The 23,470-nt window shown below is 62.2% G+C and carries 20 protein-coding genes, 2 tRNA genes and 2 rRNA genes (1 of these 24 only partly in view); 6 read left to right on the top strand and 18 right to left on the bottom strand.

Annotated features, from left to right (window positions below; all coding sequences use genetic code 11):
• The 5 genes from ACZYOF_RS09360 to ACZYOF_RS09340 form a co-directional block, all read right to left on the bottom strand.
• Positions 1-1,212, bottom strand: a 23S ribosomal RNA gene (locus tag ACZYOF_RS09360); it reaches 1,628 nt to the left of the window's first position.
• Positions 1,213-1,620: 408 nt separating this feature from the next.
• Positions 1,621-1,696, bottom strand: a tRNA-Ala gene (locus ACZYOF_RS09355).
• A gap of 57 nt (positions 1,697-1,753) precedes the next feature.
• Positions 1,754-1,830: transfer RNA gene (locus ACZYOF_RS09350), tRNA-Ile, on the bottom strand.
• A 228-nt stretch (positions 1,831-2,058) separates the two neighbouring features.
• Positions 2,059-3,547 (bottom strand): 16S ribosomal RNA (locus ACZYOF_RS09345).
• Together the 16S and 23S rRNA genes with 2 tRNA genes alongside form the textbook arrangement of a ribosomal RNA operon.
• A 582-nt stretch (positions 3,548-4,129) precedes the next feature.
• On the bottom strand, positions 4,130-4,282 hold the full coding sequence (locus ACZYOF_RS09340) for a hypothetical protein (protein ID WP_165421390.1): 153 nt from the start codon (positions 4,280-4,282) through the stop codon (positions 4,130-4,132).
• A gap of 133 nt (positions 4,283-4,415) precedes the next feature.
• Between ACZYOF_RS09340 and ACZYOF_RS09335 the strand changes: the two genes are divergently transcribed.
• The 3 genes from ACZYOF_RS09335 (at position 4,416) to ACZYOF_RS09325 (ending at position 7,267) form a co-directional block, all read left to right on the top strand.
• Complete coding sequence (locus tag ACZYOF_RS09335; RefSeq protein ID WP_165421391.1) at positions 4,416-6,479, top strand: M23 family metallopeptidase; 2,064 nt, start codon at positions 4,416-4,418, stop codon at positions 6,477-6,479.
• Between the two features lie 92 nt (positions 6,480-6,571).
• Entirely contained in the window at positions 6,572-6,931 is a 360-nt protein-coding gene (locus ACZYOF_RS09330) for an SPW repeat protein (RefSeq protein ID WP_463715559.1), read from the top strand.
• Positions 6,932-7,012: 81 nt separating this feature from the next.
• Positions 7,013-7,267 (top strand): hypothetical protein, encoded by a 255-nt coding sequence (locus tag ACZYOF_RS09325; RefSeq protein WP_463715558.1) that lies wholly within the window; start codon positions 7,013-7,015, stop codon positions 7,265-7,267.
• A 71-nt stretch (positions 7,268-7,338) separates the two neighbouring features.
• Here the strand turns inward: ACZYOF_RS09325 and clpB are convergent, their stop codons facing one another.
• Positions 7,339-9,978, bottom strand: coding sequence for an ATP-dependent chaperone ClpB (clpB, locus tag ACZYOF_RS09320; RefSeq protein ID WP_463715557.1), 2,640 nt, complete (start codon positions 9,976-9,978; stop codon positions 7,339-7,341).
• A gap of 337 nt (positions 9,979-10,315) precedes the next feature.
• Between clpB and ACZYOF_RS09315 the strand changes: the two genes are divergently transcribed.
• Positions 10,316-11,101: an MOSC domain-containing protein gene (locus ACZYOF_RS09315; protein WP_463715556.1), complete on the top strand. Its 786-nt coding sequence runs from the start codon at positions 10,316-10,318 to the stop codon at positions 11,099-11,101.
• A gap of 849 nt (positions 11,102-11,950) precedes the next feature.
• Here ACZYOF_RS09315 and ACZYOF_RS09310 read toward each other — a convergent pair.
• From ACZYOF_RS09310 to ACZYOF_RS09300, 3 genes are all read right to left on the bottom strand, one after another.
• On the bottom strand, positions 11,951-12,346 hold the full coding sequence (locus tag ACZYOF_RS09310; protein ID WP_463715555.1) for a hypothetical protein: 396 nt from the start codon (positions 12,344-12,346) through the stop codon (positions 11,951-11,953).
• Positions 12,347-12,574: 228 nt separating this feature from the next.
• Positions 12,575-13,456 (bottom strand): DMT family transporter, encoded by an 882-nt coding sequence (locus ACZYOF_RS09305; RefSeq protein WP_463715554.1) that lies wholly within the window; start codon positions 13,454-13,456, stop codon positions 12,575-12,577.
• Between the two features lie 136 nt (positions 13,457-13,592).
• Positions 13,593-14,399, bottom strand: a complete 807-nt coding sequence (locus ACZYOF_RS09300; protein WP_130583579.1) for a response regulator — start codon at positions 14,397-14,399, stop codon at positions 13,593-13,595.
• 279 nt (positions 14,400-14,678) lie between these two features.
• On the opposite strand from ACZYOF_RS09300, the gene ACZYOF_RS09295 reads away from it, so the two are divergent.
• Both ACZYOF_RS09295 and ACZYOF_RS09290 read left to right on the top strand, forming a co-directional pair.
• Positions 14,679-14,891 carry a NepR family anti-sigma factor gene (locus ACZYOF_RS09295; protein ID WP_028165127.1) on the top strand — a complete coding sequence of 71 codons (213 nt, stop codon included), beginning with the start codon at positions 14,679-14,681 and terminating at the stop codon, positions 14,889-14,891.
• On the top strand, positions 14,891-15,439 hold the full coding sequence (locus tag ACZYOF_RS09290) for a sigma-70 family RNA polymerase sigma factor (protein ID WP_027579243.1): 549 nt from the start codon (positions 14,891-14,893) through the stop codon (positions 15,437-15,439). Before ACZYOF_RS09295 ends, ACZYOF_RS09290 begins: the two co-directional genes overlap by 1 nt.
• Before the next feature lie 300 nt (positions 15,440-15,739).
• Here the strand turns inward: ACZYOF_RS09290 and ACZYOF_RS09285 are convergent, their stop codons facing one another.
• The 9 genes from ACZYOF_RS09285 to ACZYOF_RS09245 all read right to left on the bottom strand — a co-directional run bounded on the left by ACZYOF_RS09285 (position 15,740) and on the right by ACZYOF_RS09245 (position 23,444).
• A complete protein-coding gene (locus ACZYOF_RS09285) occupies positions 15,740-17,398 on the bottom strand; it encodes a CHASE domain-containing protein (protein ID WP_463715553.1) in 1,659 nt (552 codons plus the stop codon).
• Between the two features lie 419 nt (positions 17,399-17,817).
• Positions 17,818-18,474, bottom strand: coding sequence for an urease accessory protein UreG (ureG, locus tag ACZYOF_RS09280; protein ID WP_463715552.1), 657 nt, complete (start codon positions 18,472-18,474; stop codon positions 17,818-17,820).
• A gap of 150 nt (positions 18,475-18,624) precedes the next feature.
• Positions 18,625-19,362, bottom strand: a complete 738-nt coding sequence (locus tag ACZYOF_RS09275; protein WP_463715571.1) for an urease accessory protein UreF — start codon at positions 19,360-19,362, stop codon at positions 18,625-18,627.
• The gene (locus tag ACZYOF_RS09270; protein ID WP_463715551.1) at positions 19,343-19,975 is read right to left on the bottom strand and encodes an urease accessory protein UreE; all 633 of its coding nucleotides are present in this window, start codon (positions 19,973-19,975) and stop codon (positions 19,343-19,345) included. Before ACZYOF_RS09270 ends, ACZYOF_RS09275 begins: the two co-directional genes overlap by 20 nt.
• Positions 19,976-19,989: 14 nt before the next feature.
• A complete protein-coding gene (locus tag ACZYOF_RS09265) occupies positions 19,990-20,289 on the bottom strand; it encodes a putative quinol monooxygenase (RefSeq protein ID WP_463715550.1) in 300 nt (99 codons plus the stop codon).
• Between the two features lie 48 nt (positions 20,290-20,337).
• A complete protein-coding gene (gene ureC / locus ACZYOF_RS09260) occupies positions 20,338-22,050 on the bottom strand; it encodes an urease subunit alpha (protein WP_463715549.1) in 1,713 nt (570 codons plus the stop codon).
• 24 nt (positions 22,051-22,074) lie between these two features.
• Entirely contained in the window at positions 22,075-22,614 is a 540-nt protein-coding gene (locus tag ACZYOF_RS09255; protein ID WP_463715548.1) for an HD domain-containing protein, read from the bottom strand.
• A gap of 88 nt (positions 22,615-22,702) precedes the next feature.
• Positions 22,703-23,008: an urease subunit beta gene (locus ACZYOF_RS09250; RefSeq protein WP_130583590.1), complete on the bottom strand. Its 306-nt coding sequence runs from the start codon at positions 23,006-23,008 to the stop codon at positions 22,703-22,705.
• Between the two features lie 133 nt (positions 23,009-23,141).
• Complete coding sequence (locus ACZYOF_RS09245) at positions 23,142-23,444, bottom strand: urease subunit gamma (protein WP_130583589.1); 303 nt, start codon at positions 23,442-23,444, stop codon at positions 23,142-23,144.
• Positions 23,445-23,470: the final 26 nt, after the last annotated feature.

Below are 23,470 nucleotides of genomic sequence, written 5' to 3'. Positions count from 1 at the left end.
TCGGCGCAGAAACCCTTATTTAGACCAGTGAGCTGTTACGCTTTCTTTAAAGGATGGCTGCTTCTAAGCCAACCTCCTGGTTGTTTTGGGATTTCCACATCCTTTCCCACTTAGCCACGAATTAGGGGCCTTAGCTGTAGGTCCGGGTTGTTTCCCTCTCCACGACGGACGTTAGCACCCGCCGTGTGACTCCCGGATAGTACTCTCAGGTATTCGGAGTTTGGTTGGGTTTGGTAAGACGGTAAGTCCCCCTAGCCCATCCAGTGCTCTACCCCCTGAGGTATTCATCCGAGGCGATACCTAAATATCTTTCGCGGAGAACCAGCTATTTCCCAGTTTGATTGGCCTTTCACCCCTAACCACAAGTCATCGGAGCCTTTTTCAACAGGCACCCGTTCGGTCCTCCAGTGAGTGTTACCTCACCTTCAACCTGCTCATGGCTAGATCACTAGGTTTCGGGTCTAATACAACGAACTTGACGCCCTATTCAGACTCGCTTTCGCTACGCCTTCGCCTATCGGCTTAAGCTTGCTCGTTAAATTAAGTCGCTGGCCCATAATACAAAAGGTACGACGTCACCCAGAACGCATCTTGGGCTCCGTCTGTTTGTAGGTGTCCGGTTTCAGGTCTATTTCACTCCCCTCGTCGGGGTGCTTTTCACCTTTCCCTCACGGTACTGGTTCACTATCGGTCGCTGAGGAGTACTTAGGCTTGGAGGGTGGTCCCCCCATGTTCAGACAGGATTGCACGTGTCCCGCCTTACTCAAGGATACATCATCGCATTACCCGTACGGGGCTATCACCCTCTGAGGCCCTGCTTTCCTGACAGGTTCCGGTTGTCTTTGATGTACCACTGGCCTGGTCCGCGTTCGCTCGCCACTACTAACGGAGTCTCGATTGATGTCCTTTCCTCCAGGTACTTAGATGTTTCAGTTCCCTGGGTTCGCTTGAAACCTCCTATTTTATTCAGAAGTCTCATACCTTCTCTTGATAACCGGAAATCCAAAACCTCGCGGCTTGGTATCAAACATCTCTGTTCGAACCCCAAGACACAAGATCTTGGAGTTCCGGCTATCGAAGGTGGGTTTCCCCATTCGGAAATCCGTGGATCAAAGCTTCTTCGCAGCTCCCCACGGCTTATCGCAGCGTAGCACGTCCTTCATCGCCTCTCAGCGCCAAGGCATCCACCGAACACCCTTAAGGCACTTGATTGCTCTCATTATCAATGTCCACACACTCGGCAGAATGTATGCCGCCCAATCGCATTGAGACCGAAATCTCAAAGCGCGCACCCTCGATGAATGCTGCTTGCGCGGCCGAACATTGATTAGAAAGACCAGCTTGCTTCGTAAGATCGAACCAATAGCGAGGCGGTCAAGCTTCGCTAACAAGGATCATTTTACAACCCGCTCACCTTGCGATGAACGAGCGCCGAAAATGATCTGGAGATAGTGAATGAGCATCCGCGAATTGCTCCGCAGATCCCAAACTTGGATCGATCTCCTCTTTACGATGTCAGATAACACGCACACCGCGTCCATCCGGACTGCGTGTGCGAATTGATGTTTCGCGGACGATTATGTCGAGGCTTGAAGCAGCGCATCGATCTTCGACTTCATCTGGTGGAGCCAGACGGGATCGAACCGACGACCTCATGCTTGCAAAGCACGCGCTCTCCCAGCTGAGCTATGGCCCCGTACCAGAAGACGAATGCCGTGGGCTGGATAAGAGAGACACATGCGCTCGATCAAAGTGGTGGGCCTGGGAAGACTTGAACTTCCGACCTCACGCTTATCAAGCGCGCGCTCTAACCAACTGAGCTACAAGCCCCTGACGCTTATCCCTTTTGAGGATCGGAGCCCGCTCGCGCGCAACCGGCTGTCGCCGATGCATCGCACAGCGCTCAAGCCCCTGGCGCGTGTTCGTCCGCGAAGAAAGAGAAACGAAGACGGCGAGGTCCCGCCAATGGAGCTCAAGCGATCTGGCGATCGATTGGCCCCGAGATGTTTCTAAAACGATCCGATAGTGAGCGTGAGCTCTCTGAAGGACCATCCTTAGAAAGGAGGTGATCCAGCCGCAGGTTCCCCTACGGCTACCTTGTTACGACTTCACCCCAGTCGCTGACCCTACCGTGGCCGGCTGCCCCCTTTCGGTTAGCGCACCGTCTTCAGGTAAAACCAACTCCCATGGTGTGACGGGCGGTGTGTACAAGGCCCGGGAACGTATTCACCGTGGCGTGCTGATCCACGATTACTAGCGATTCCAACTTCATGGGCTCGAGTTGCAGAGCCCAATCCGAACTGAGACGGCTTTTTGAGATTTGCTAGGACTTGCGTCTTCGCTTCCCATTGTCACCGCCATTGTAGCACGTGTGTAGCCCAGCCCGTAAGGGCCATGAGGACTTGACGTCATCCCCACCTTCCTCGCGGCTTATCACCGGCAGTCTCCTTAGAGTGCTCAACTAAATGGTAGCAACTAAGGACGGGGGTTGCGCTCGTTGCGGGACTTAACCCAACATCTCACGACACGAGCTGACGACAGCCATGCAGCACCTGTCTCCGGTCCAGCCGAACTGAAGAACTCCGTCTCTGGAGTCCGCGACCGGGATGTCAAGGGCTGGTAAGGTTCTGCGCGTTGCGTCGAATTAAACCACATGCTCCACCGCTTGTGCGGGCCCCCGTCAATTCCTTTGAGTTTTAATCTTGCGACCGTACTCCCCAGGCGGAATGCTTAAAGCGTTAGCTGCGCCACTAGTGAGTAAACCCACTAACGGCTGGCATTCATCGTTTACGGCGTGGACTACCAGGGTATCTAATCCTGTTTGCTCCCCACGCTTTCGTGCCTCAGCGTCAGTATCGGGCCAGTGAGCCGCCTTCGCCACTGGTGTTCTTGCGAATATCTACGAATTTCACCTCTACACTCGCAGTTCCACTCACCTCTCCCGAACTCAAGATCTTCAGTATCAAAGGCAGTTCTGGAGTTGAGCTCCAGGATTTCACCCCTGACTTAAAGACCCGCCTACGCACCCTTTACGCCCAGTGATTCCGAGCAACGCTAGCCCCCTTCGTATTACCGCGGCTGCTGGCACGAAGTTAGCCGGGGCTTATTCTTGCGGTACCGTCATTATCTTCCCGCACAAAAGAGCTTTACAACCCTAGGGCCTTCATCACTCACGCGGCATGGCTGGATCAGGCTTGCGCCCATTGTCCAATATTCCCCACTGCTGCCTCCCGTAGGAGTTTGGGCCGTGTCTCAGTCCCAATGTGGCTGATCATCCTCTCAGACCAGCTACTGATCGTCGCCTTGGTGAGCCATTACCTCACCAACTAGCTAATCAGACGCGGGCCGATCTTTCGGCGATAAATCTTTCCCCGTAAGGGCTTATCCGGTATTAGCACAAGTTTCCCTGTGTTGTTCCGAACCAAAAGGTACGTTCCCACGCGTTACTCACCCGTCTGCCGCTGACGTATTGCTACGCCCGCTCGACTTGCATGTGTTAAGCCTGCCGCCAGCGTTCGCTCTGAGCCAGGATCAAACTCTCAAGTTGGACTTGAAACTTTGAACCGGCTGATCACAACGTTTGACGAGGTCCACACCGAAATCGCGCAGCGATTCACATCGCTGGCGACCTGATCTCAATGAAGAGATCATGGTGTAACCTTATTCAAAACGTGTACCGCCGAAGTCTTTCGTCCGGTCCCGATCGGGAAAAATCCTGGGTTCGAAAACCCTGGCTTTCAAAATCGAGACCCGCAAGGACTCCGCCGTCCACGTTTCTCTTTCTTCATCTTCACTTGTCAAACAGCCCGAGATCCGAGGACCTCACACCCTTAAGAAGGGTTCTGACCTCCTTCACGCGACGGCAAATCCGCAACCGATTTACATCGGCTGTTGAGTCACTCATCAAAGTGAGGAGCATCAAGGGCGCGAAAGCTTGCCTTGGCCTACCGGGCCAATGCAGCGCCGCGCTCAGTGGGTGCCTTATAGGCCGGCCCAATCCGGCTTGTCAACGGCCATTGTCAACAAATCGTCGCATCAGGTGCAGATTCTTCTGATGCGCAGAATTGCTCGATTTTTCGGGACTTTACGCCGTACTTGAGCCACAATCCTGCGACGTTCTGACGATTAGTTATGCAAAATGAATCGCCGGATGCCAGTGGGGGCTGCCGGTGGTTTCTACCAAGGGACTGACGATTTCTGATGAACCCGTCGCCAGTTCCACGCGGCCGAGCAACATCGAGAGATTTACACATCGTTGCCGTTCGAGATTGTGGTTGGCCATCGGCCTTCGATAATTCACGAATGTTGCTGTATGTGACGCGCCGTACTGCCGGATTGCCCTGCTAGGGCGAATGCGGGCGCAAGGGAGTGCGGAAGTCTCGTCGTATGCTGATGGAACTTGGGGGGACACGGGTTTGAGCCAACGGGCGTCACGCGGGAGCGGCTTTGGACGCGAGACCGGGATGATCGATCTCGGTCACGAGCCGCCGCTGTCGGTTGACGGCTCGGAGGCTGCGGTGATCGACCGCCGCCGTGTTTCCGTACAATGGTTCAGCGGCACTATCCTCACCGGCCTGTGCGGCGCAGCCTTGATCGGCGGCGCCGTTTTTGCGTCCCTCGACGGCGAGATGACCTTTGCCAAGCTCCCGGAGCGGGTCGAGGGCGCGCTGCGCGGTGCCGTCAGCGCCAATGACCGCGCCGCCACCCTGCACAAGAGCGACCGCCTGCCGCCGCCGTCGGAATCAAGCGCCTCGCGCAACGTGGTGCGGGTATCGACGGTCACTCGCGTCGGCAACCGCGACGTGATGCGGGTGCGGCCGTATGTTCGCATCTCCGGCAACCTCTCGATGACGACAAGCGATCTTTCGGCCAAGATCCCGCCGTTCAACGCCCAACGCATGCTGACCGATGTCGGCACTAATCAGACCGCGGCGGCCGACGATCCGAACAACCCCGAGGCCGTGGAGCCCGATGCCGAGGTCTCCTTCGTGACCAAGGATCTCGGGCAGGTGCTGCCGAAGGCGAAGATCGCCGCGGTGGTGGCGCTCGACGAGATCCTGATGCGGGTGCGTGACGCAGCCAACTGGCGCGGCAATAACGGCGGCGTCCGTTATACGCTGGCCAACGCCACCGCCGATGTCGGCGGCGCGCAGCCCGACATCAAGCTCGCCTATGCCACCGAAGGCAACGTTTCCGATCCCTATGCCGGCTTCGAGACCCGCGTGGTGCCGGAAAACGTCACGCTGCTGCCGAAGACCAAGGAGCAGGTCACCGGCGGCAATCCGACCGGGGAACGGGTGCATATCGTCAAGAAGGGCGACACCGTCACCTCGGTGCTGCGCGACATGGGCGCGACAGCCGAGGAGGCCAAGGCGATCGCGGCCACGCTTGGCGCCCGCGGCCGCGATGGCGGCCTCAAGGAAGGCCAGAAACTGCGCATCCTGATGGCGCCGGCAAATCCGGCCCCGGGAGCGCGGCTACAGCCCTATCGCGTGATCGTCGCCAACGACACCCAGGTCGAGGCGATCGCAGCCCTCTCGGACATCGGCAAATATGTCGCCGTCGATGTGCAGAGCATGAACACCGTGTCCGACACCGCCGACAACAGCGACGATGACGACGAGGATGATGGCAGCGGCGTACGGCTCTATCAGAGCATCTACGAGACCGCACTGCGCAACAAGGTGCCGCAGAACGTCATCGAGGACATGGTCCGTATCTATTCCTATGACGTTGACTTCCAGCGCAAGGTGCAGCCCGGCGACTCCTTCGACGTCTACTACGCCGGTGAGGACGAAGGCGTAACGAGCAGCGAAAAGACCGAGGTGCTGTACGCTGCGCTCACGGTCGGCGGCGAGACCAAGAAATACTACCGGTTCCAGACGCCTGACGATTCGGTGGTCGACTATTACGACGAGACCGGCAAGAGCGCGAAGAAGTTCCTGGTGCGCAAGCCCGTCAACAACGCGATCATGCGCTCCGGCTTCGGCGGCCGCCGCCATCCGATCCTCGGCTACGTCAAGATGCACACCGGCGTCGACTGGGCGGCCCCCTACGGCACCCCGATCTTCGCTTCGGGCAACGGCGTGGTCGAAAAGGTCGGTTGGGAGGGCGGCTACGGCAAGTATGTCCGCGTCAAGCACAACAATGGCTATGAGACCGCCTACGGCCACATGTCCGCCTTCGCCAAGGGCATGGAGTCCGGCAAGCGCGTCCGCCAGGGCCAGGTGATCGGCTTTATCGGGTCGACCGGCATGTCGACCGGTGCCCACGTCCACTACGAGATCCTGGTCAACGGCCGTTTCGTCGACCCGATGCGCGTGAAGCTGCCGCGCGGGCGCTCGCTCGAGGGCTCGATGCTGGCAGGCTTCGAGAAGGAGCGGGACCGGATCGATGGCCAGATGAACAGCCGCGGCAGCTCCCGCATCGTCTCCGACGCCACCGGCTCGACCGGTTCGCGGCCCGTCAGCAACCGCTGATCTCCTCCCTCCAAATTTGCCGCGCCGGCCATGGAACCGGGAGGGCATCAGCTCGGTTTCATGGATACGCGAAACCTCCAATGGAGGGTGTCATGGAGAATTGGACGAACGCGAAATTGTGCGACGTCGCAAACCTGGTCCTTGGCGCGGTCCTCTTGCTGTCGCCCTGGCTGTTCGGCTTCACCGCCGGAACCGTCTCCACCAACGCCTACATCACCGGCATCGTCATCGCGGTCCTTGCGATCGCGGCGCTGGCGGCATTCGCGGTGTGGGAGGAGTGGCTGAACCTGATCGTCGGATTGTGGGCCCTGGTGTCGCCCTGGGTATTGGGCTTCCACGGTACCACCGCGATGACGGTCCATGTGGTGATCGGCGCGGCGGTGGCGATCCTGGCTGCGATCGAGCTCTGGATGATGTCGCAGCACCCGCCGCGGCTGACAACGGGCCGCTGATCGAGGACTGCCTTACTTCGGTCCCTGCCCGCCATGACGGCGGGCGGAGGCCTCATTGTTACGCGTCGAGGGGTACCGGGCATGAGGCGCATCACACGGGATGACGTCGCCAGAGCGGTCGGCCAAGTCGACGATGTCACCATCGCCAAGATCATCGCGACCGGCGCCACCGTCGACGAGTTGGCGGAGGCCCAGGCCTGGCTCGCCAATGACGAGCCGCTGATGAACGCCGGCAAGCCGCTCGCGACCGGCCGCGCCCGCGAGCTCGTGGACATCCTTTCCGAACTCGAGCCGAGCGAAGAGGACGATGTCGGCCCGGCGGTAACGCAGGAATAAATCTTCCAACCTCCCAGAAACTCGAAACCCCCTCCGCGAACCGCGGAGGGGGCTTTGAGCCATCCCACAAGTTAGTTCAGCTTGCGCTTCGCTACCGGCGCGTCGAACTGGGCGACCTCGGCGGTCTGCTGCGCCTTGCCATTGAAGGTCAGCACGTTGCCCTCGGCCGAGATCTTGACCTGGTCGCCGTCCTTGATGTCGCCAGCCAGGATCATCTCGGCCAGCGGGTCCTGCAGGCTGCGCTGGATCACCCGCTTCAGCGGGCGGGCACCGTAAGCCGGGTCCCAGCCCTTGGCGGCCAGCCAGTCGCGCGCCGCCGCATCCAGCGTGAGCGTGATCTTGCGATCCTCCAAGAGCTTCTGCAGCCGCGCAAACTGGATCTCGACGATCCGGCCCATCTCGCTCTTCTGCAGCCGATGGAACAGGATGATCTCATCGACGCGATTGAGGAATTCGGGGCGGAAATGCGCCCGCACCGTCGCCATCACCTGCTCGCGCACCGCGCCCGTATCCTCGCCTTCCGGCTGGTTCACCAGGAATTCCGAACCGAGGTTCGAAGTCATGATGATCAGCGTATTGCGGAAGTCGACCGTGCGGCCTTGACCGTCGGTCAGGCGGCCGTCGTCGAGCACCTGCAACAGCACGTTGAAGACGTCAGGATGCGCCTTCTCGATCTCGTCGAACAGCACCACCTGGTAGGGCCGCCGCCGCACCGCTTCGGTGAGCGCGCCGCCCTCGTCATAGCCGACATAGCCCGGAGGCGCACCGATCAATCGCGAAACCGAGTGCTTCTCCATGTATTCGGACATGTCGAGGCGGACCATCGCGGTCTCGTCGTTGAACAGGTACTCGGCCAGCGCCTTGGTCAGCTCGGTCTTGCCGACGCCGGTCGGCCCTAAGAACATGAACGAGCCCATCGGCCGGTTCGGGTCCTGCAGGCCGGCACGCGAGCGGCGCACGGCGGTCGCCACCGCACGCACCGCCTCGGCCTGGCCGACGACGCGCCGGCCGAGCGCATCCTCCATCTTCAGGAGCTTCTCTTTCTCGCCTTCCAGCATCCGGTCGACCGGAACACCGGTCCAGCGGGAGACCACCTGCGCGATGTGGTTGGCGGTGACCGCCTCCTCCATCGTCGCGCCCTGGTTCTCGCTGGCCTCGATATCGGCGAGCTGTTTTTCCAGCGCCGGGATCTTGCCATAGGCAAGCTCGCCGGCACGCTGGAATTCGCCGCGGCGCTGGGCGTTGGCCAGTTCCACACGCAGCGCGTCGAGCTCGGCCTTCAGCTTCTGGGCATTGGAGAGCTTGTTCTTTTCCGCGCTCCAGCGCGCCGTCAGCGCCTTCGATTTCTCCTCGAGATCGGCGAGTTCCTTCTCCAGCGCCTGCAGCCGGCTCTTCGAGCCCAGATCGCTTTCTTTCTTCAGCGCCTCCTGCTCGATCTTGAGGCGGATGATCTCGCGGTCCAGCGTGTCGAGCTCTTCCGGCTTGGAATCGACCTGCATCTTCAGCCGCGCCGCCGCTTCGTCCATCAGGTCGATGGCCTTGTCGGGCAGGAAACGGTCGGTGATGTAACGGTTGGACAGGGTCGCGGCCGCCACAAGCGCGGAATCGGAGATCCGAACGCCGTGGTGCTGCTCGTACTTGTCCTTCAACCCGCGCAGGATCGAGATCGTGTCCTCGACCGTGGGCTCGCTGACAAAGATCGGCTGGAAGCGGCGGGCGAGCGCGGCGTCCTTCTCGACATGCTTCTGGTACTCATCGAGCGTGGTCGCGCCGATGCAGTGCAGCTCGCCGCGGGCCAGCGCCGGCTTCAACAGGTTGGAGGCGTCCATCGCGCCGTCGGCCTTGCCGGCGCCGATCAGCGTGTGCATCTCGTCGATGAACAGGATGAAGGTGCCCTCGGCCGAGGTCACCTCCTGCAGCACGGCCTTCAGCCGCTCCTCGAACTCGCCGCGGTATTTCGCGCCCGCGATCAGCGCACCGAGGTCGAGCGACAGGAGCCGCTTGTCCTTCAGGCTCTCCGGCACGTCGCCATTGACGATGCGCAGCGCCAGGCCTTCGACGATCGCGGTCTTGCCGACGCCGGGCTCGCCGATCAGGACGGGATTGTTCTTGGTGCGACGGGACAGCACCTGGATGGTGCGACGGATCTCCTCGTCGCGGCCGATCACCGGATCGAGCTTGCCGTCGCGCGCGGCCTGGGTCAGGTCGCGGGCATATTTCTTAAGCGCGTCATAGGCGTTCTCGGCGGTGGCGCTGTCGGCCGTTCGACCCTTGCGCAGCGACTCGATCGCCGCATTCAGGTTCTGCGGGGTGACGCCGCCCTTGCTCAGGATCGAGCCGGCCTCGCTGTTCTTCTCGAGCGCAAGCCCGAGCAGGAGACGCTCGACCGTGACGAAACTATCGCCGGCCTTGTCGGCAGCCTTTTCGGCCGCATCGAACGCCCGCGCCAGTTCGGGTGAAAGGTAGACCTGCCCCGCGCCGCTGCCCGACACTTTCGGCAGCTTGTTAAGCGCATCCTCGGTTGCCTTGAGGATGGCGCGGGAATTGCCGCCGGCGCGATCGATCAGGCCGCCGGCTAGGCCTTCGCTGTCGTCCAGCAGCACTTTCAACAGATGCAGCGGCGAGAACTGCTGGTGCCCCTCGCGTACCGCAAGCGACTGCGCCGACTGGATGAAGCCGCGCGCCCGCTCGGTGTATTTTTCTATATTCATCGTTTGCTTTCCCTCGGCCTGCCCTCCCGGCCCTGGGCGCGATCAGCAAAAGTGGGTACCGGTTTTGCGTCTGATCGCGCCCAATTCTTAAATTAGCGCGTGATCTTTTCGCGAAACCGCACGCACACTTTCGCGGATCACGCGATAGGCACCGTGGAAGGCATCTTCATTGGGTTTCCGCCCGACCGTGTTGATATCCGTCAACCGACCGGTGGTCGTCGCCCTCGTTTCAGGCTTGATCACAATGTGGGCATCGGGTTCCGAAACGGAAGAGCTTTCCGCAATGAATTCGTAAGGGTTCGGTGGCCCGATCGATGGAAATCTCCTAAAAGGTCTGATGTCCTCCACCTCCCCCGCACAGATCGCCGGCATCTACCGCTATCCCGTCAAGGGCCTGACGCCCGAGGCGCTGCCGCGGGCCGAGCTCAGGGCCGGCCAGACGCTGCTGTCCGACCGCCGCTACGCCATCGAGAACGGCCCGAGCGGCTTCGAGCCCGAGCAGCCCAAATGGCTGCCGAAGCCGCATTTCCTGATGCTGCAGCGGGACGAGTGGCTGGTGCCGCTCCGCGCCGAGTTCGACGACGACAGCCACGTCCTGACCCTGCGCCGGAACGGCGAGATGGTGGCCCAGGGCGACCTCGAAACGGCCGCCGGGCGCGCCGCGATCGAGCAATATTTCGCACTCCACCATGCCGGCCAGATCAAGGGGCCGCCAAAGGTCCTGACCAGCCCCGGCCACAGCTTCTCCGACGTCGCCCGCAAGGTGGTCTCGATCATCAACCTCAACAGCCTGCGCGCGATCGAGGAGATGGTCGGGCAATCAGTGCATCCGCTGCGCTTCCGCGCCAACCTCTATGTCGAGGGCTGGCCGGCCTGGCACGAATTCGAGCTGCTCGACCAGACGATCGCGATCGGCAGCGCACGGGCCAAGGTGGTCAAGCGCATCACCCGCTGCGCCGCCGTCAATGTCGATCCCGACACCGGCGCGCGCGACCTCACCATCCCGCACACCCTGATGCAGCGCCTCGGCCACAACGAATGCGGCGTCTATGCCGAGGTGGTCGCGGATGGCCGCGTAGCGCTCGGCGATGCGATCGCGGCGGAGCAGCCGGAGCTGCTGTAGGATGTCGCGGTTGCGGAGCCGTAGGGTGGGCAAAGGCGCGCTCTTCGCGCCGTGCCCACCATCCAGCGCCGCGCTCGCGATGGTGGGCACGCTTCGCTTTGCCCACCCTACGGCGTCGCTGCGAGTTCGGATTCAATTTTCAAACAGCGTAGAGGATGTGAGTTCGCGTTCTCGCGGCGCGTTGCGCCCGAGCTTTGCGTCACTTTCCGCCCTCTCAATCAGCAGAGGGCGCAGGGAAAGCCGGGTGCCGGTTGCACCCATGGGTCCCGTGCAACAAAAAGCACGGGGGTAGGACCACAGGTTCAACCGAAGCATTCCGGCTTTCCCTGCGCAGTGGTTTTAACGGTTTCCTTCGCGCTCTCCCCGGTGACCGGGCTTTCTTGCCACCGTCATCTCTCGCGCGAACTTGTTTCGCGCGAAAAACTTAGCGCCAGCGTCGGGGCGCCAGGACCACACGACTTCGCCGTCCGCTGATGTCACGCTCGTCAGTCGCGACACCCGCGTCCACCGCATCTCACCGCAACGTTCGTGACGATCGCGAGCCGCCCCTCATCTGGGTGAGACGCGCGGAGTTAAATCACTGATTTGCCCGACGGGTTAAGCGGTTTATTTTTTCCCGCAGGAGTGGACAGGGCAAATCACCTTGATTGGGTTGAAGAAATTCGCCCCAATTGCACTCGTCATTCCGGGGCGTCCGAAGGACGAGCCCGGAATCCATTTCTCCACCTGCGCCTGCGGCCAGATGGATTCCGGGCTCGCGCCAAAAGGCGCGCCCCGGAATGACGTAGTAAATTAAACGGAGACTATGCCGCGCCCCGGAGTGACGGATGGAGCGAGAGAACGATCAGCTCAGGTGACGCAGCGGCCAGGCTGCAGGCGCTTTGCTACTTCGGTCAGCACGCTCACCACGGGCTCGCAGGCGACCGTCATCCTGCGCTCGCCGGATTTGATTAGCGCGGGCGGCTTAGGACGGCTGCGCGCCTCGTCTCTGACGACAGGAACGCGGATCACGACCGAGGTCTCGGCCAGGCTGTCGAGCTTCAGCGAAATGGTTTCGGTTTTGCCGGTGGCTGCCGGAACTGCCGCCCGGTCGGCCTTCGCCGTACGGTTGACGTCGTGTTCCGCCTTGGTGGAGGTAATGAGGCTGTGGCCCCCGATGAGATCATGCCCGGAGGCAAATTGCACGGCGCCGAAGGTCAGAGAAACGGCGAGCGCACCTAAAATTCCCTTCAATATCTGTGACATGACGATTCATCCCTCGCCCCATGGCGATCACGAACACAACTCGAACGAAACGCCCCCGTTCGTATGTCTGCGGATCACTTAACCGTGTTCAAAATTATTTCCGGAATCTCGGAACGTTTTTTCGCGATCCGCGTCGTTCTGGAAGCCGGTTATTCCCCCTGCCCCATTGACCGGCGATGTAGGGCGCGACCGTGGTGATGCCGGTCGCGCTCTACTTTTTTGTCCCGGTCACACTTTCTGCAATGCCAGCGTGACACCGCCGAGAGTCAGCGCCATTGCGGCAACTTCCCTCAGGCCCAGCGGCTCGCCGAGGATCGCGGCCGCCGCGATCACGGCCAGCACGGGCACGAGCAGCATACCGGTCGAAGCCGACACCGGCGGCAGGCGGCGCAGGGTCTCGAACCAGGTGAGATAGCAGATGCCCATCGGCACCAGCGTCATGTAGACGAACGAGGCAATTCCGCCCGGCGATATTGCCGCATAGTTCGGGCGCTCGAACAGGACGCCGAGGATCAGCATCGCGAGGCACCCGAGGCCGACCTGCCAGGCGACGACCGCGAGCGGAGGCATCGGCAACGGTTTGCGGTTAAGGACATTGCCGAGCGCGAACAGGATCGCGCAAGACAGGGAAAGCGCGATCCCGATCAGCTTGCCCCGATCGAAGCCATAACCGTTGGCGCCAAGAAGCAGCGCAACACCGGCCACACCCAATACCAGCGCGGCAACATCCCCGATGGTCGGGCGCTGATGCAGAAACGGCCAGGCGAACAGCATCGCCCAGATCGGCATCGTATAGATGATCAGCGCGCCTTCGCCGACGGTGACGAATTTCATGGCGATGGTGCCAAAGCCCATCCAGGCGAACACATTGGTGAAGGACGCGAACAATAGCCGCGGCACGGCTTCGCGTGGGACCTCGAGCGATTGGCGGCTTCCGAAGGCGATGAGCCCGAGGATGAGCGAGGCGCAGACGCCGGCAAGACCCCGGGCGAACAGCGGCGGCCATTGCTGCAGCAGCAGCTTGATGAGCGGCCAGTTGAGCGCCCATCCAGCCGCCGTCACGCCGAGGCAGAGAAAGCCGATTTGTCTGTCGCGCGGCGCAGCATTCATGCTTCCGCTTAACAGCTACGCAATGGCGGCTCCAGTTCGTCCAGCGCAGGGGTCACATGAAAGGCGGATATCTCGGCGCAAAAATCCGGCGCGCCGTGCGGCACGCCGGATCAGTCGACCTAACCAGAGAGTCCGTTCACGCCGAGGCGGCGCGCGGCGCGCGGTTGCGCGAGTTGCGCTGGAAGAACAGCGCCTGGCTCGCAACGGCCGAGACCATCGCGGGCTGGAATGGTTTTGAGATCAGGAACGCCGGCTCCGGGCGCTCCCCGGTCAGGAAGCGTTCGGGATAGGCGGTGATGAACACCACCGGCACCTCGAACACGCGCAATAGCTCGTTCACCGCGTCCAGGCCCGACGAACCATCGGCGAGCTGGATGTCGGCGAGGATCAGGCCGGGCTTCTTGTTCTTGGCGAGCGCCACTGCATCCGAATGGGTGCGGGCGACGCCGATCACGTTGTGGCCGAGATTTCGCACGAGGCTTTCCAGATCCATCGCGATGAAGGTCTCGTCCTCGATGATCAGGACGTCGGTCGCGATCTCGGCGGCCATCTCACGGCCGGCGGCGTCCGTGAGCTTGCGCGTCTCGCCGATGTCGATGTTGAGGATGTAGGCCACCTCCTCTTCCGAGAAGCCCTCCAGCGACAGCAGGAGGAAGGCCTGCCGCGGCAGCGGCGTGATGTTGGAAAGCCGGCGCTCCGGCGGCAGCGCCAACGTCGCCACATCGGCATTGTCGTTGATCGAGACCGAATTCCAGATTTGAGTGAACAGCCGGAACAGGCCGGCACGCGGCCCGTGCGTTTCGTCCAGAAGCGAGGGGTCCTGAAGCAGGGCCTCCAGCATGGCCGCGACATAGGCGTCGCCCGACGCCTGGTTTCCGGTCAGCGCGCGGGCGTAGCGCCGCAACAATGGCAAGTGTTCGGCAACGAGCTGCGATCGGGACATTCCCACTCCATCCTTGTGTTCGAGGCAATCGCCTGAAACGACCTATATCTCTCGGGCCGGCACATCCGTCCGTGGGCGACCCGCCTTCCCCTTGAGTTTGTTACGCCCGGACTACGCTTGAGCGTCGATAAAGTTCCACAAAAAGTTCCGGACATTCGGAACTTTCAGGCGAACTTCGAATTAGCGTACGACCGGCAGCAAACGCGGCCAAGACCGAAATTTCGAGGAAACTGCTTGAAACACAGGGACTTAACCTCTCGGGGAAACGTGGATCAGATCATGAAGGAAACCAAGAAGCAGGGCGGTCTCAACGCTGAGATCCAATCGAGAATCGGCCACCAGCTTCGCGCCATGTATGATGATGTGGTGCGACAGGGGGTGCCGGACCGCTTTGCGGAGCTTATCCGCAAGCTCGATGATCCCGCGGAGGCCGCCAAGCATTTGGCAGAGACTGACGAGCAGCAAGCAGCAAAAAATGACGGGAGGGACTAATGCCTCTCACCGACCAACTTCGCGACGATATTTTGGCGTCGGTGCCAAGCCTACGCGCGTTCGCGATTTCGCTCTCCGGCAATGGTGACCGCGCCGACGATCTGGTGCAGGAGACCTTGTTGCGCGCAATCGCCAACATCGACTCATTCCAGCCCGGCTCGAACCTGCCGGCTTGGCTGTTCACCATCCTGCGCAACCTGTTCCGCTCCGACTATCGCAAGCGGCGGCGCGAGGTGGAGGACGCCGAGGGCAACTATGCGAAGACTCTGAAGACCCAGCCTGCGCAGAATGCGCATCTGGAGTTCGAGGAGTTTCGCGCCGCACTCGACAAGCTGCCGCAAGACCAGCGTGAAGCTTTGATCCTGGTCGGCGCGTCCGGCTTCTCGTACGAGGACGCGGCTGCGATCTGCGGCTGCGCCGTCGGCACCATCAAGAGCCGCGTCAACCGCGCGCGATCGAAATTGAGCGCATTGCTCTACGTCGAAGGCGCGGAAGATTTCGGCCCTGATGACACCGTGCGCGCCGTGATCGGCGGCAACGGCGGCTGATGCTCGCCAACTCTTGATCGTCATGCGCGGGCTCGACCCGCGCATCCATCCCGGAAAAGCGATTTTCTGAGGAGTGATGGATTGCCGGGTCAAGCCCGGCAATGACGGCGAGAGCAGTGTGTAGGGTGGGCAAAGCGAAGCGTGCCCACCTTCTCTTGCACCGCCCGTGGATGGTGCGCACGCTGCGCTTTGCCCACCCTACGGCCGTGCCGCATCCGCCGTCATTGCGAGCGAAGCGAAGCAATCCATGCCTCAGCAAGCGGTGCTGTGGATTGCTTCGCTTCGCTCGCAATGACGCGTTCAGCGCGCCGGCCTCACCGGTGCGGAAAATTTCTCGGTGCGGTCGCGCTCGTTCATGTCGATGACGGTCTCCATCGGCGCCGTCAGCTCGTAGACGTAGCTGATGTCGGTGAAGTAACGTTTCGCCGTCCCGCCGAGCGCTTCGGGGGCGACGCGGTCGAGCAGGATCAGGCCGAAATCGGAATCGGGGCGGCGGGTGGCTTCGCTGGTGTTGAACTCCTCCCAGCGGAAATGAAAGATCGCCTCCGACTCCTTGCCGTTGACTTCCCAGTTCGCGACGATGTGCGGATGCTTGCCCACCAGGGACAGGCCCTCGTCTGAATGCGAGGCGAGCTCGAAGAACAACAGCGACAGCGACTGCGCGGCGCGGGCGCTGACCGCGATATCGGGGCCGGAGATCGCGATGCGCTCGGCATGCGGGATGGCGCGGGCCTCGAACAATCCCTTGAGCTTCACGCCCTGCCACTGGCTCTCGCTGAGCAGCGTGACCACGTTCGACATGGCGTGAATGCGACCGATCAGGAGATCGCGCGCAGCATCGATGTCCGAGCCATGGCGCAATGTGCGGGTGACGATCGACTGGATCACGGCCAGGATGTTCTTGACCCGGTGGTTGAGCTCGTCGATCACAGCGGTCAGCCGCCGCTCGAACCCGATCCTCACCTCGATCTCGCGGCTGAGCCGAAGGTTGTTGTAGGCGACATAGCCGAACAGGCCGCAGACGATGCCGGTCAGCGCGAGGCCGATCGCCGCCACGATCGCCGCGGTCTGGTTCGCCCGCGCGGCGGCGGAGGTCTTGGCGTAATAGGCGAGCGACCAGTCGCGGCCGCCGAATGTCACCGTCCGAACCATCGACGGTGCCGGCCCATCCGGCCGCACCGCGCGCGAGGTGATGACACCCTGGTCGTTGGCGACCAGTTCGTCGTTGGAATCGCGCGGGTCCTTCAGCACCACCGAGAACAGCGACATATCGTCGTTCGCCAGCATCAAGGGGCCGAGCTCATACGAAAATGTGACGAATCCCGCGGGCTCCGAGGCGCCCTGCTGAAACACCGGCGCGGCGAGCGCGACACCGACCGGCCCGTTCTGGCGCAATAGCGGAATCGGATCCGAGGCCACCGGCTTGCCATCCGCCATCCCCTGCGCCAGCATCGGCCCGATCACGGAATGGTGGTCGAAGCTGCGGCCCGGCAGGATGATGGTCTCCGGCGTCCGCGGCTCCAAGTCCATCATCACGTTGACGGGCTTGTCGAGCGCCTTGATGTCGAGGGGCTGGTCGTCGAAGTCGCGGATGGTCGGATTGGGGAAGCCGGCCTTCTTCAGCTCCTGCTCCGCCGCCACCAGCTCGTCGGGCCTGAGCCGCGCAATCCAGGCGGCAATCACGAAATCGGTCTTGAAGGCATAGATCGAGGAGCGCAGCGGCTGCAGCATGTCGGCCTTCACCACCGACGGCGCGCGAAACAGGCCCGAGGAGACGCGGGCGAGCAGTTCGCGCTCGGTAAGCCGGTCCTGCACCAGGCTAGCGTGGACGTCGATCGCCCGCGCCAGCGCGATGCCGTCGAGCGTCAGCTCCTGCTCGTGCACGCGATAGGCCGCGAGACCGGAGAGCACCACCCCGATCAGCGCAATGAAGGCGATAATGAAACCCAGCCGGACCACGCTGTTACTCGGAGACTGTGGGTTGGCGAAGATGAACAGCGGACATCTGGCGTCTGCGGGGGCGACAACGATTGGATACGGGGTGAACGCCAACCGCGGCGGAATATGGAGTGGCGAGCATCGGTACGCAACGGAAGGCGGCAATTAACGTGAACGACGGCTGGCGCCGGCTGGCGAAAGCAGCGTCAGAGTTGGCTAATGGGAGTGGCTGGATTTTGTTCCCATTGCGGCATGGAATATTTCGTCGCACCCGCCGTTTGCCGCTTGCGTGAGAGTGGCGTAGCCCGGGTGAAGCGCCAGCGTGACCCGGGACCGCTCGTGGACGTCGACGCAGATGTCCGGGGTTGCGCGTTCCGCTCCACCCGGGCTACGAGGCGCGTTAAAATCTTAACGAACGGCATATCATATTAACAAATCGTTCAACCCGCCTTTGCTTTGTCCTTGGCCTTGGCAGAGGCTTTCGGTCGCAGGCCGCCTTTGGCCTCAATGAAGGCGATGATGCGCTCAAGCCCGTCGCTCTTCTTCAGGTTGGTCATGACGAAGGGACGCTCGCCGCGCATCCGCTTCGCATCGGTCTCCATCTTCTCGAGCGACGCGCCGACATAAGGCGCGAGGTCGATCTTGTTGATCACGAGCAGGTCGGAGCGGGTGATGCCGGGGCCGCCCTTGGACGGGATCTTGTCGCCGGCGGCGACGTCGATGACATAGATCGTGAGGTCGGCAAGCTCCGGCGAAAAGGTTGCGGCCAGGTTGTCGCCGCCGGACTCGATCAGCACGAGATCGAGGCTAGGGAATTTCGCGCGCATGTCGGCGACCGCGGCCAGATTCATCGAGGCGTCCTCGCGGATCGCGGTGTGCGGACAGCCGCCGGTCTCGACGCCGGCGATGCGGTCCGGCGTCAACGAACCCGAGCGCACCAGGAACTCGGCGTCCCATTTGGTGTAGATGTCGTTGGTGATCGCGGCGATATCGTAACGCTCGCGCATCGATTTGCAGAGCAGGTCCATCAGCGCGGTCTTGCCCGATCCGACCGGACCACCGACTCCGACGCGAAGCGGGCCGTGAGATTTGGACATGTCAGGAGTCCTTCCACCGTCGTCCCGGCGAAGGCCGGGACCCATAACCACCAGAGTTGATTGTTGGGCGACGCTGCGGCTTCAGCCCGACGTAACCACGAACACCGGGTCCCGGCCTTCGCCGGGACGACGTGTGAGGCGGAAATCGCATCATGACCGGAACAGCCTCGTATATTGCGTCTCGTGGCGCAGGCTTGCGAGATCGGCGCGGAAGGTCGTGCTGCCGAGATCGTCGAGCGAGGCGTCGCGCGCGCGGATTGCGGTCGCACTGACCACGGGTTCGAGAGCGGCGAGCAGGCGCTGGCTATCGGTCTGGCCGAGCGGGATCAGGCGGGCGCCGGCGGAGATCCAGTTCGAGACCACCGCATGGAAGAACGCGTGCAGCACTGGCGCAAGCGGAATGTCATGCGTGGCGCTGACCAGGCCGATCGCGACGGGATAGACGATCGCGCCGGCGCAGGCGGCGATGATCTCGTCGAGATCAGGCGAAGACCAGGCGGCGCACGCGGCATCGATGAACGCGCGGCCCTGCGTCGTGGTCTCGAGCTGGCGCTCGCGCGAGGGCACGAAGGCCGCAGCAAGCTCGGCGATCTCGCGCAGCCTTGCAAAGTCACGCGCCATGGTCGCCTGATGCGTCTGGGCGAGGAACACGCCATCGCAGAAGCCAGAGCCCTCGCTGAGCATCGCGGCAAGCCAGTCGCGCAGCGAGGCGGCATCCTTGATGTCGCCCGCCTCCACCGCCCATTCGATGCCGCTGGAATAGGAGAAGGCGCCGACCGGGAACGACGGCGACAGCCAGGTCATCAAACGGTAGAGCGAGGCGGCCTCGCCCTCCGTCATCCCGCCCCACGCCTCGCTTCGCGGCGGCTCATTTGTGGTCATGAGCATGGGAGTGGTCGTGATGGTGGTGATGGTCGTGGTCGCAATGCTCGTCGTGGTGATGATGATCACCGTGGTGATCGTGATCGTGATCACTGTGGTGATGGTGATGATCATCATGACCATGGCCGTGATCATGCGCATGGTCATGGCCGGTGTGGTGATGCGCGGCCGCGTCGCCTTCATGCGCATGGCCGGCATAGGCGCCGCCTTCGGGATCGAATGGCGCCTCGATCTCGATCACGCGCGCACCCAGCCCCTTCACCATCGTCTCGATGACATGGTCGCGCCGGATGCGCAGGCCCTTCTTCATGATCTGCGTCGGAAGATGGCGGTTGCCGAGATGCCAGGCGACACGGATCAGATGATGCGGGTCGGCGCCGCGGATCTCCAGGAGCGGCTCGGGCGCGGCGACCACCTCGATCAGCCGCCCATCCTCCAGCACCAGCGCGTCACCGCCGCGCAGGGCGATCGCGTTCTCGAGATCGAGCAGGAATTCCAATCCGCGCGTGCCCGTCATCGCCATCCGCCGGCGGTGGCGGTCGTCGAAATCGAGCACCACGGTATCGGCCGCCGGCTCGTTCCAGCGGTGTTGCGGCTTGACGGACGTCGCGCGGATCATGTGGCCTCGCTCTCTTAGCGGACTTCAACCTTCTCAGGCGTGATCACTTCGATCTTCGGCGGCGCCAAGAAGCACTTCACGGCGACGCGGCCAAAGGTCTTCATGTGCTCGGCCGTGCGGTGCGGCACCAGCGCCTCGGCATTATCCCACTGCTCGACAAACACCATTTTGGTCGGATCGGTGACGCTCTCGTGCAGGTCATAGGCGATATTGCCGGGCTCTTTCCGCGTCTCCTTGATGCAGGCGGTGGCGGCCGCAATGAATTCGGCGCGAGTTTCAGGTTTCACGGTCAGCGTGGCAACAACATAAATCACGGAATTTTCTCCCGATTTTGGTTCTGGGCGTGACTGCCAGGGGAGTTTTTAGAACATGAAATAGCGCTGCGCCAGCGGCAGCACCTCGGCGGGCGCGCAGGTCAGAAGCTCGCCGTCGGCGCGCACTTCATAGGTCTCCGGATCGACCTCGATCCTGGGCGTGGCGTCATTGTGGATCATGCTCTTCTTGGAGATCTTGCCGCGGGTATTCTGGACCGCGTAGAGCTTTTTGCTGATGCCAAGCTTTCGCGCCAGCCCGCCGGCGACCGCCGCCTTGGACGTGAATACCACCGAGGATGCTGTGAGCGATTTTCCGTAAGACGCAAACATCGGCTGGTAATGCACCGGCTGCGGGGTCGGGATCGAGGCATTGGGATCGCCCATGGGCGCGGCCGCGATCGAGCCGCCCTTGATGATCAGGTCCGGCTTGGCACCAAAGAACGCCGGCGACCACAGCACGAGGTCCGCGAGCTTGCCCTTCTCGACCGAGCCGATCAGCTTCGAGACGCCATGCGCGATCGCGGGGTTGATGGTGTATTTGGCGATGTAGCGCTTGACGCGGAAATTGTCGTTGTTGCCCTTCTCCTCGGGCAGCGAGCCGCGCTGCTTCTTCATCTTGTCGGCGGTCTGCCAGGTGCGGATGATGACCTCGCCGAGCCGGCCCATGGCCTGGGAGTCCGAGGACATCATCGAGAGCGCGCCGAGATCGTGCAGGATGTCTTCCGCCGCGATCGTCTCCTTGCGGATGCGGCTTTCGGCGAAGGCGAGATCTTCGGCGATCGAGGGGTCGAGATGGTGGCACACCATCAGCATGTCCAGATGCTCGTCGATGGTGTTGCGCGTGAAGGGACGCGTCGGGTTGGTCGAGGACGGCAGCACGTTCTTCAGGCCGGCGATCTTGATGATGTCAGGCGCGTGGCCGCCGCCGGCGCCTTCGGTGTGAAAGGCGTGGATGGTGCGGCCCTTGAACGCCTTCACCGTATCCTCGACGAAGCCGGATTCGTTCAGCGTGTCGGTGTGGATCATCACCTGGATGTCATGATCGTCGGCGACCGAAAGGCAGTTGTCGATCGCCGCCGGCGTCGTGCCCCAGTCCTCATGCAGCTTCAGCGCACAGGCGCCGCCCTTGATCATCTCGACCAGCGCCGCCGGCCGCGAGGCATTGCCTTTGCCAGAAATGCCGAGATTGACCGGGAAGGCATCGAACGACTGGATCATCCGACCCATGTGCCAGGGCCCCGGCGTGCAGGTCGTGGCAAAGGTGCCGTGCGAGGGGCCAGTGCCGCCGCCCAGCATCGAAGTGACGCCGGACATCAGCGCGTGCTCGATCTGCTGCGGGCAGATGAAATGGATGTGGCTGTCGAAGCCCCCGGCGGTGAGGATCTTGCCCTCGCCCGCGATCACGTCGGTGCCGGGACCAATGATGATGTCCACATTGGGCTGGATGTCGGGATTGCCGGCCTTGCCGATTGCGGAGATCATGCCCTCCTTGATCGCAACGTCAGCCTTCACGATGCCCCAATGGTCGACGATCAGCGCGTTGGTGATGACGGTGTCGGCGGCTCCTTGCCGGTTCGTCACCTGCGACTGCCCCATGCCGTCGCGGATCACCTTGCCGCCACCGAACTTCACCTCCTCGCCATAGGTGGTGAAATCCTTCTCGACCTCGATGATGAGATCGGTATCGGCGAGCCGCACCCGATCGCCGGTGGTAGGCCCGAACATGTCGGCATAGACAGAACGTTTGATCTTCACGGACATACTAGCCCCCCATTTCCCTTGCCTTCAAAACGCGCTTTTAGCGGCTTTGACGGCCTCATCGAATTTAGCGTCGAGTAGCGGATTGACGCCACGGCATCCGGCCACAACCTTTTCGGCCCAAGCGGCATAGTCGGCGAGATCGTCGCGCTCTTCTCTGCTCGGATTCGGCACGATGCGCGCGCGGGTATTGCTGATCTTGTCGGCGATCTTGATCATCTTGGCGCCGGGCGATTTATGCGGGGCGTCCTCGATCTGCTTTTGCCGGCGCTGTGGCTTGGGCAGCGACATGTCGTCGGTCACCTCCACTACGAGCCCGGCGACGCGCTCGCTGAATTTCTGCGCCAGCTCCTCGCGCGTGGTGTCGGTGTCCTCGACCGTGTCGTGCAGCCAGCCGGCTGCCACGAGCTCGGCGTCTGCGCCATCGGTGGCTGTCGCGAGCAGGTTTGCGACCTCGGCGAGGTGATTGATGTAAGGCTCGTTGCCGCGGCCCTTGCGGGCCATGCCGTTATGGCGGCGAGCGGCAAGTTCGGCAGCTTCGGAGACGAGGCGAATTGGCTGCAGCATGGCAAGACTCCTTTTTCGCCTCAACTGCGCCGCCGCACAGTCCGTTCCTGTCTCGCGAAGAGAACGGCAGCCATCGTGACACCAGGGATCACAGCTTGCCCTTCACCTCGCCGCGGAAGCCGTGGATGACGCGTTTACCCGCAAGCGCAACGAGCTGGACCTCGCGGGTCTGGCCCGGTTCAAAGCGGACCGCGGTGCCGGCGGCGATGTCGAGGCGCATGCCGCGGGCCTTCTTGCGGTCGAATTTGAGGGCCGGGTTGGTCTCGAAGAAATGGTAGTGCGAGCCGACCTGAATCGGGCGGTCGCCGGTGTTGGCGACCGTGAGCGTCACGGTCTTGCGGCCGGCATTAAGCTCGATCTCGCCGTCCTGGATGAAGAGTTCGCCGGGGATCATTCTTGCTACCTCGTATCGCTCTGCTGCGTCATGGCCGGGCTTGACCCGGCCATCCACGTCTCACCACTCAGCCCAAGGGACGTGGATGCCCGGGTCAAGCCCGGGCATGACGACGTTGATGGACCTGCATTCCTCAACGGATCGGCTCGTGCACGGTGACGAGCTTGGTCCCATCCGGGAATGTCGCCTCCACCTGGATGTCGTGGATCATCTCCGGGATTCCTTCCATCACCTGCGAGCGGGTCAGGACCTGTGCGCCGGCCTGCATCAGGTCGGCGACGGTGCGGCCATCGCGCGCGCCTTCGACGATGAAGTCGGTGATCAGGGCGATGGCCTCGGGGTGGTTCAGCTTGACGCCGCGCTCGAGCCTGCGGCGCGCCACCATGGCGGCCATCGAGACCAGGAGCTTGTCCTTTTCGCGGGGAGACAAATTCATGCGAGCACTCTGATGGTTTTCAAATG

It is taken from the genome of Bradyrhizobium sp. LeoA1Lang (genome assembly GCF_055413685.1).
The sequence above is the reverse complement of the archived record's forward strand: the minus strand, read 5'-3'. Positions and strand labels throughout refer to the sequence as shown.

Bases quoted from the DNA above. Each gene is read 5' to 3' on its own strand.
- ACZYOF_RS09340 (WP_165421390.1), bottom strand. From the start codon at position 4,282: ATGGCCAACCACAATCTCGAACGGCAACGATGTGTAAATCTCTCGATG.
- ACZYOF_RS09245 (WP_130583589.1), bottom strand. From the start codon at position 23,444: ATGAATTTGTCTCCCCGCGAAAAGGACAAGCTCCTGGTCTCGATGGCC.
- ACZYOF_RS09275 (WP_463715571.1), bottom strand. From the start codon at position 19,362: ATGCTCATGACCACAAATGAGCCGCCGCGAAGCGAGGCGTGGGGCGGG.
- ACZYOF_RS09310 (WP_463715555.1), bottom strand. From the start codon at position 12,346: ATGTCACAGATATTGAAGGGAATTTTAGGTGCGCTCGCCGTTTCTCTG.
- ACZYOF_RS09250 (WP_130583590.1), bottom strand. From the start codon at position 23,008: ATGATCCCCGGCGAACTCTTCATCCAGGACGGCGAGATCGAGCTTAAT.
- ACZYOF_RS09330 (WP_463715559.1), top strand. From the start codon at position 6,572: ATGGAGAATTGGACGAACGCGAAATTGTGCGACGTCGCAAACCTGGTC.
- ACZYOF_RS09325 (WP_463715558.1), top strand. From the start codon at position 7,013: ATGAGGCGCATCACACGGGATGACGTCGCCAGAGCGGTCGGCCAAGTC.
- ACZYOF_RS09290 (WP_027579243.1), top strand. From the start codon at position 14,891: ATGCCTCTCACCGACCAACTTCGCGACGATATTTTGGCGTCGGTGCCA.
- ureG (WP_463715552.1), bottom strand. From the start codon at position 18,474: ATGTCCAAATCTCACGGCCCGCTTCGCGTCGGAGTCGGTGGTCCGGTC.
- ureC (WP_463715549.1), bottom strand. From the start codon at position 22,050: ATGTCCGTGAAGATCAAACGTTCTGTCTATGCCGACATGTTCGGGCCT.
- clpB (WP_463715557.1), bottom strand. From the start codon at position 9,978: ATGAATATAGAAAAATACACCGAGCGGGCGCGCGGCTTCATCCAGTCG.
- ACZYOF_RS09315 (WP_463715556.1), top strand. From the start codon at position 10,316: ATGTCCTCCACCTCCCCCGCACAGATCGCCGGCATCTACCGCTATCCC.
- ACZYOF_RS09270 (WP_463715551.1), bottom strand. From the start codon at position 19,975: ATGATCCGCGCGACGTCCGTCAAGCCGCAACACCGCTGGAACGAGCCG.
- ACZYOF_RS09295 (WP_028165127.1), top strand. From the start codon at position 14,679: ATGAAGGAAACCAAGAAGCAGGGCGGTCTCAACGCTGAGATCCAATCG.
- ACZYOF_RS09305 (WP_463715554.1), bottom strand. From the start codon at position 13,456: ATGAATGCTGCGCCGCGCGACAGACAAATCGGCTTTCTCTGCCTCGGC.
- ACZYOF_RS09255 (WP_463715548.1), bottom strand. From the start codon at position 22,614: ATGCTGCAGCCAATTCGCCTCGTCTCCGAAGCTGCCGAACTTGCCGCT.
- ACZYOF_RS09300 (WP_130583579.1), bottom strand. From the start codon at position 14,399: ATGTCCCGATCGCAGCTCGTTGCCGAACACTTGCCATTGTTGCGGCGC.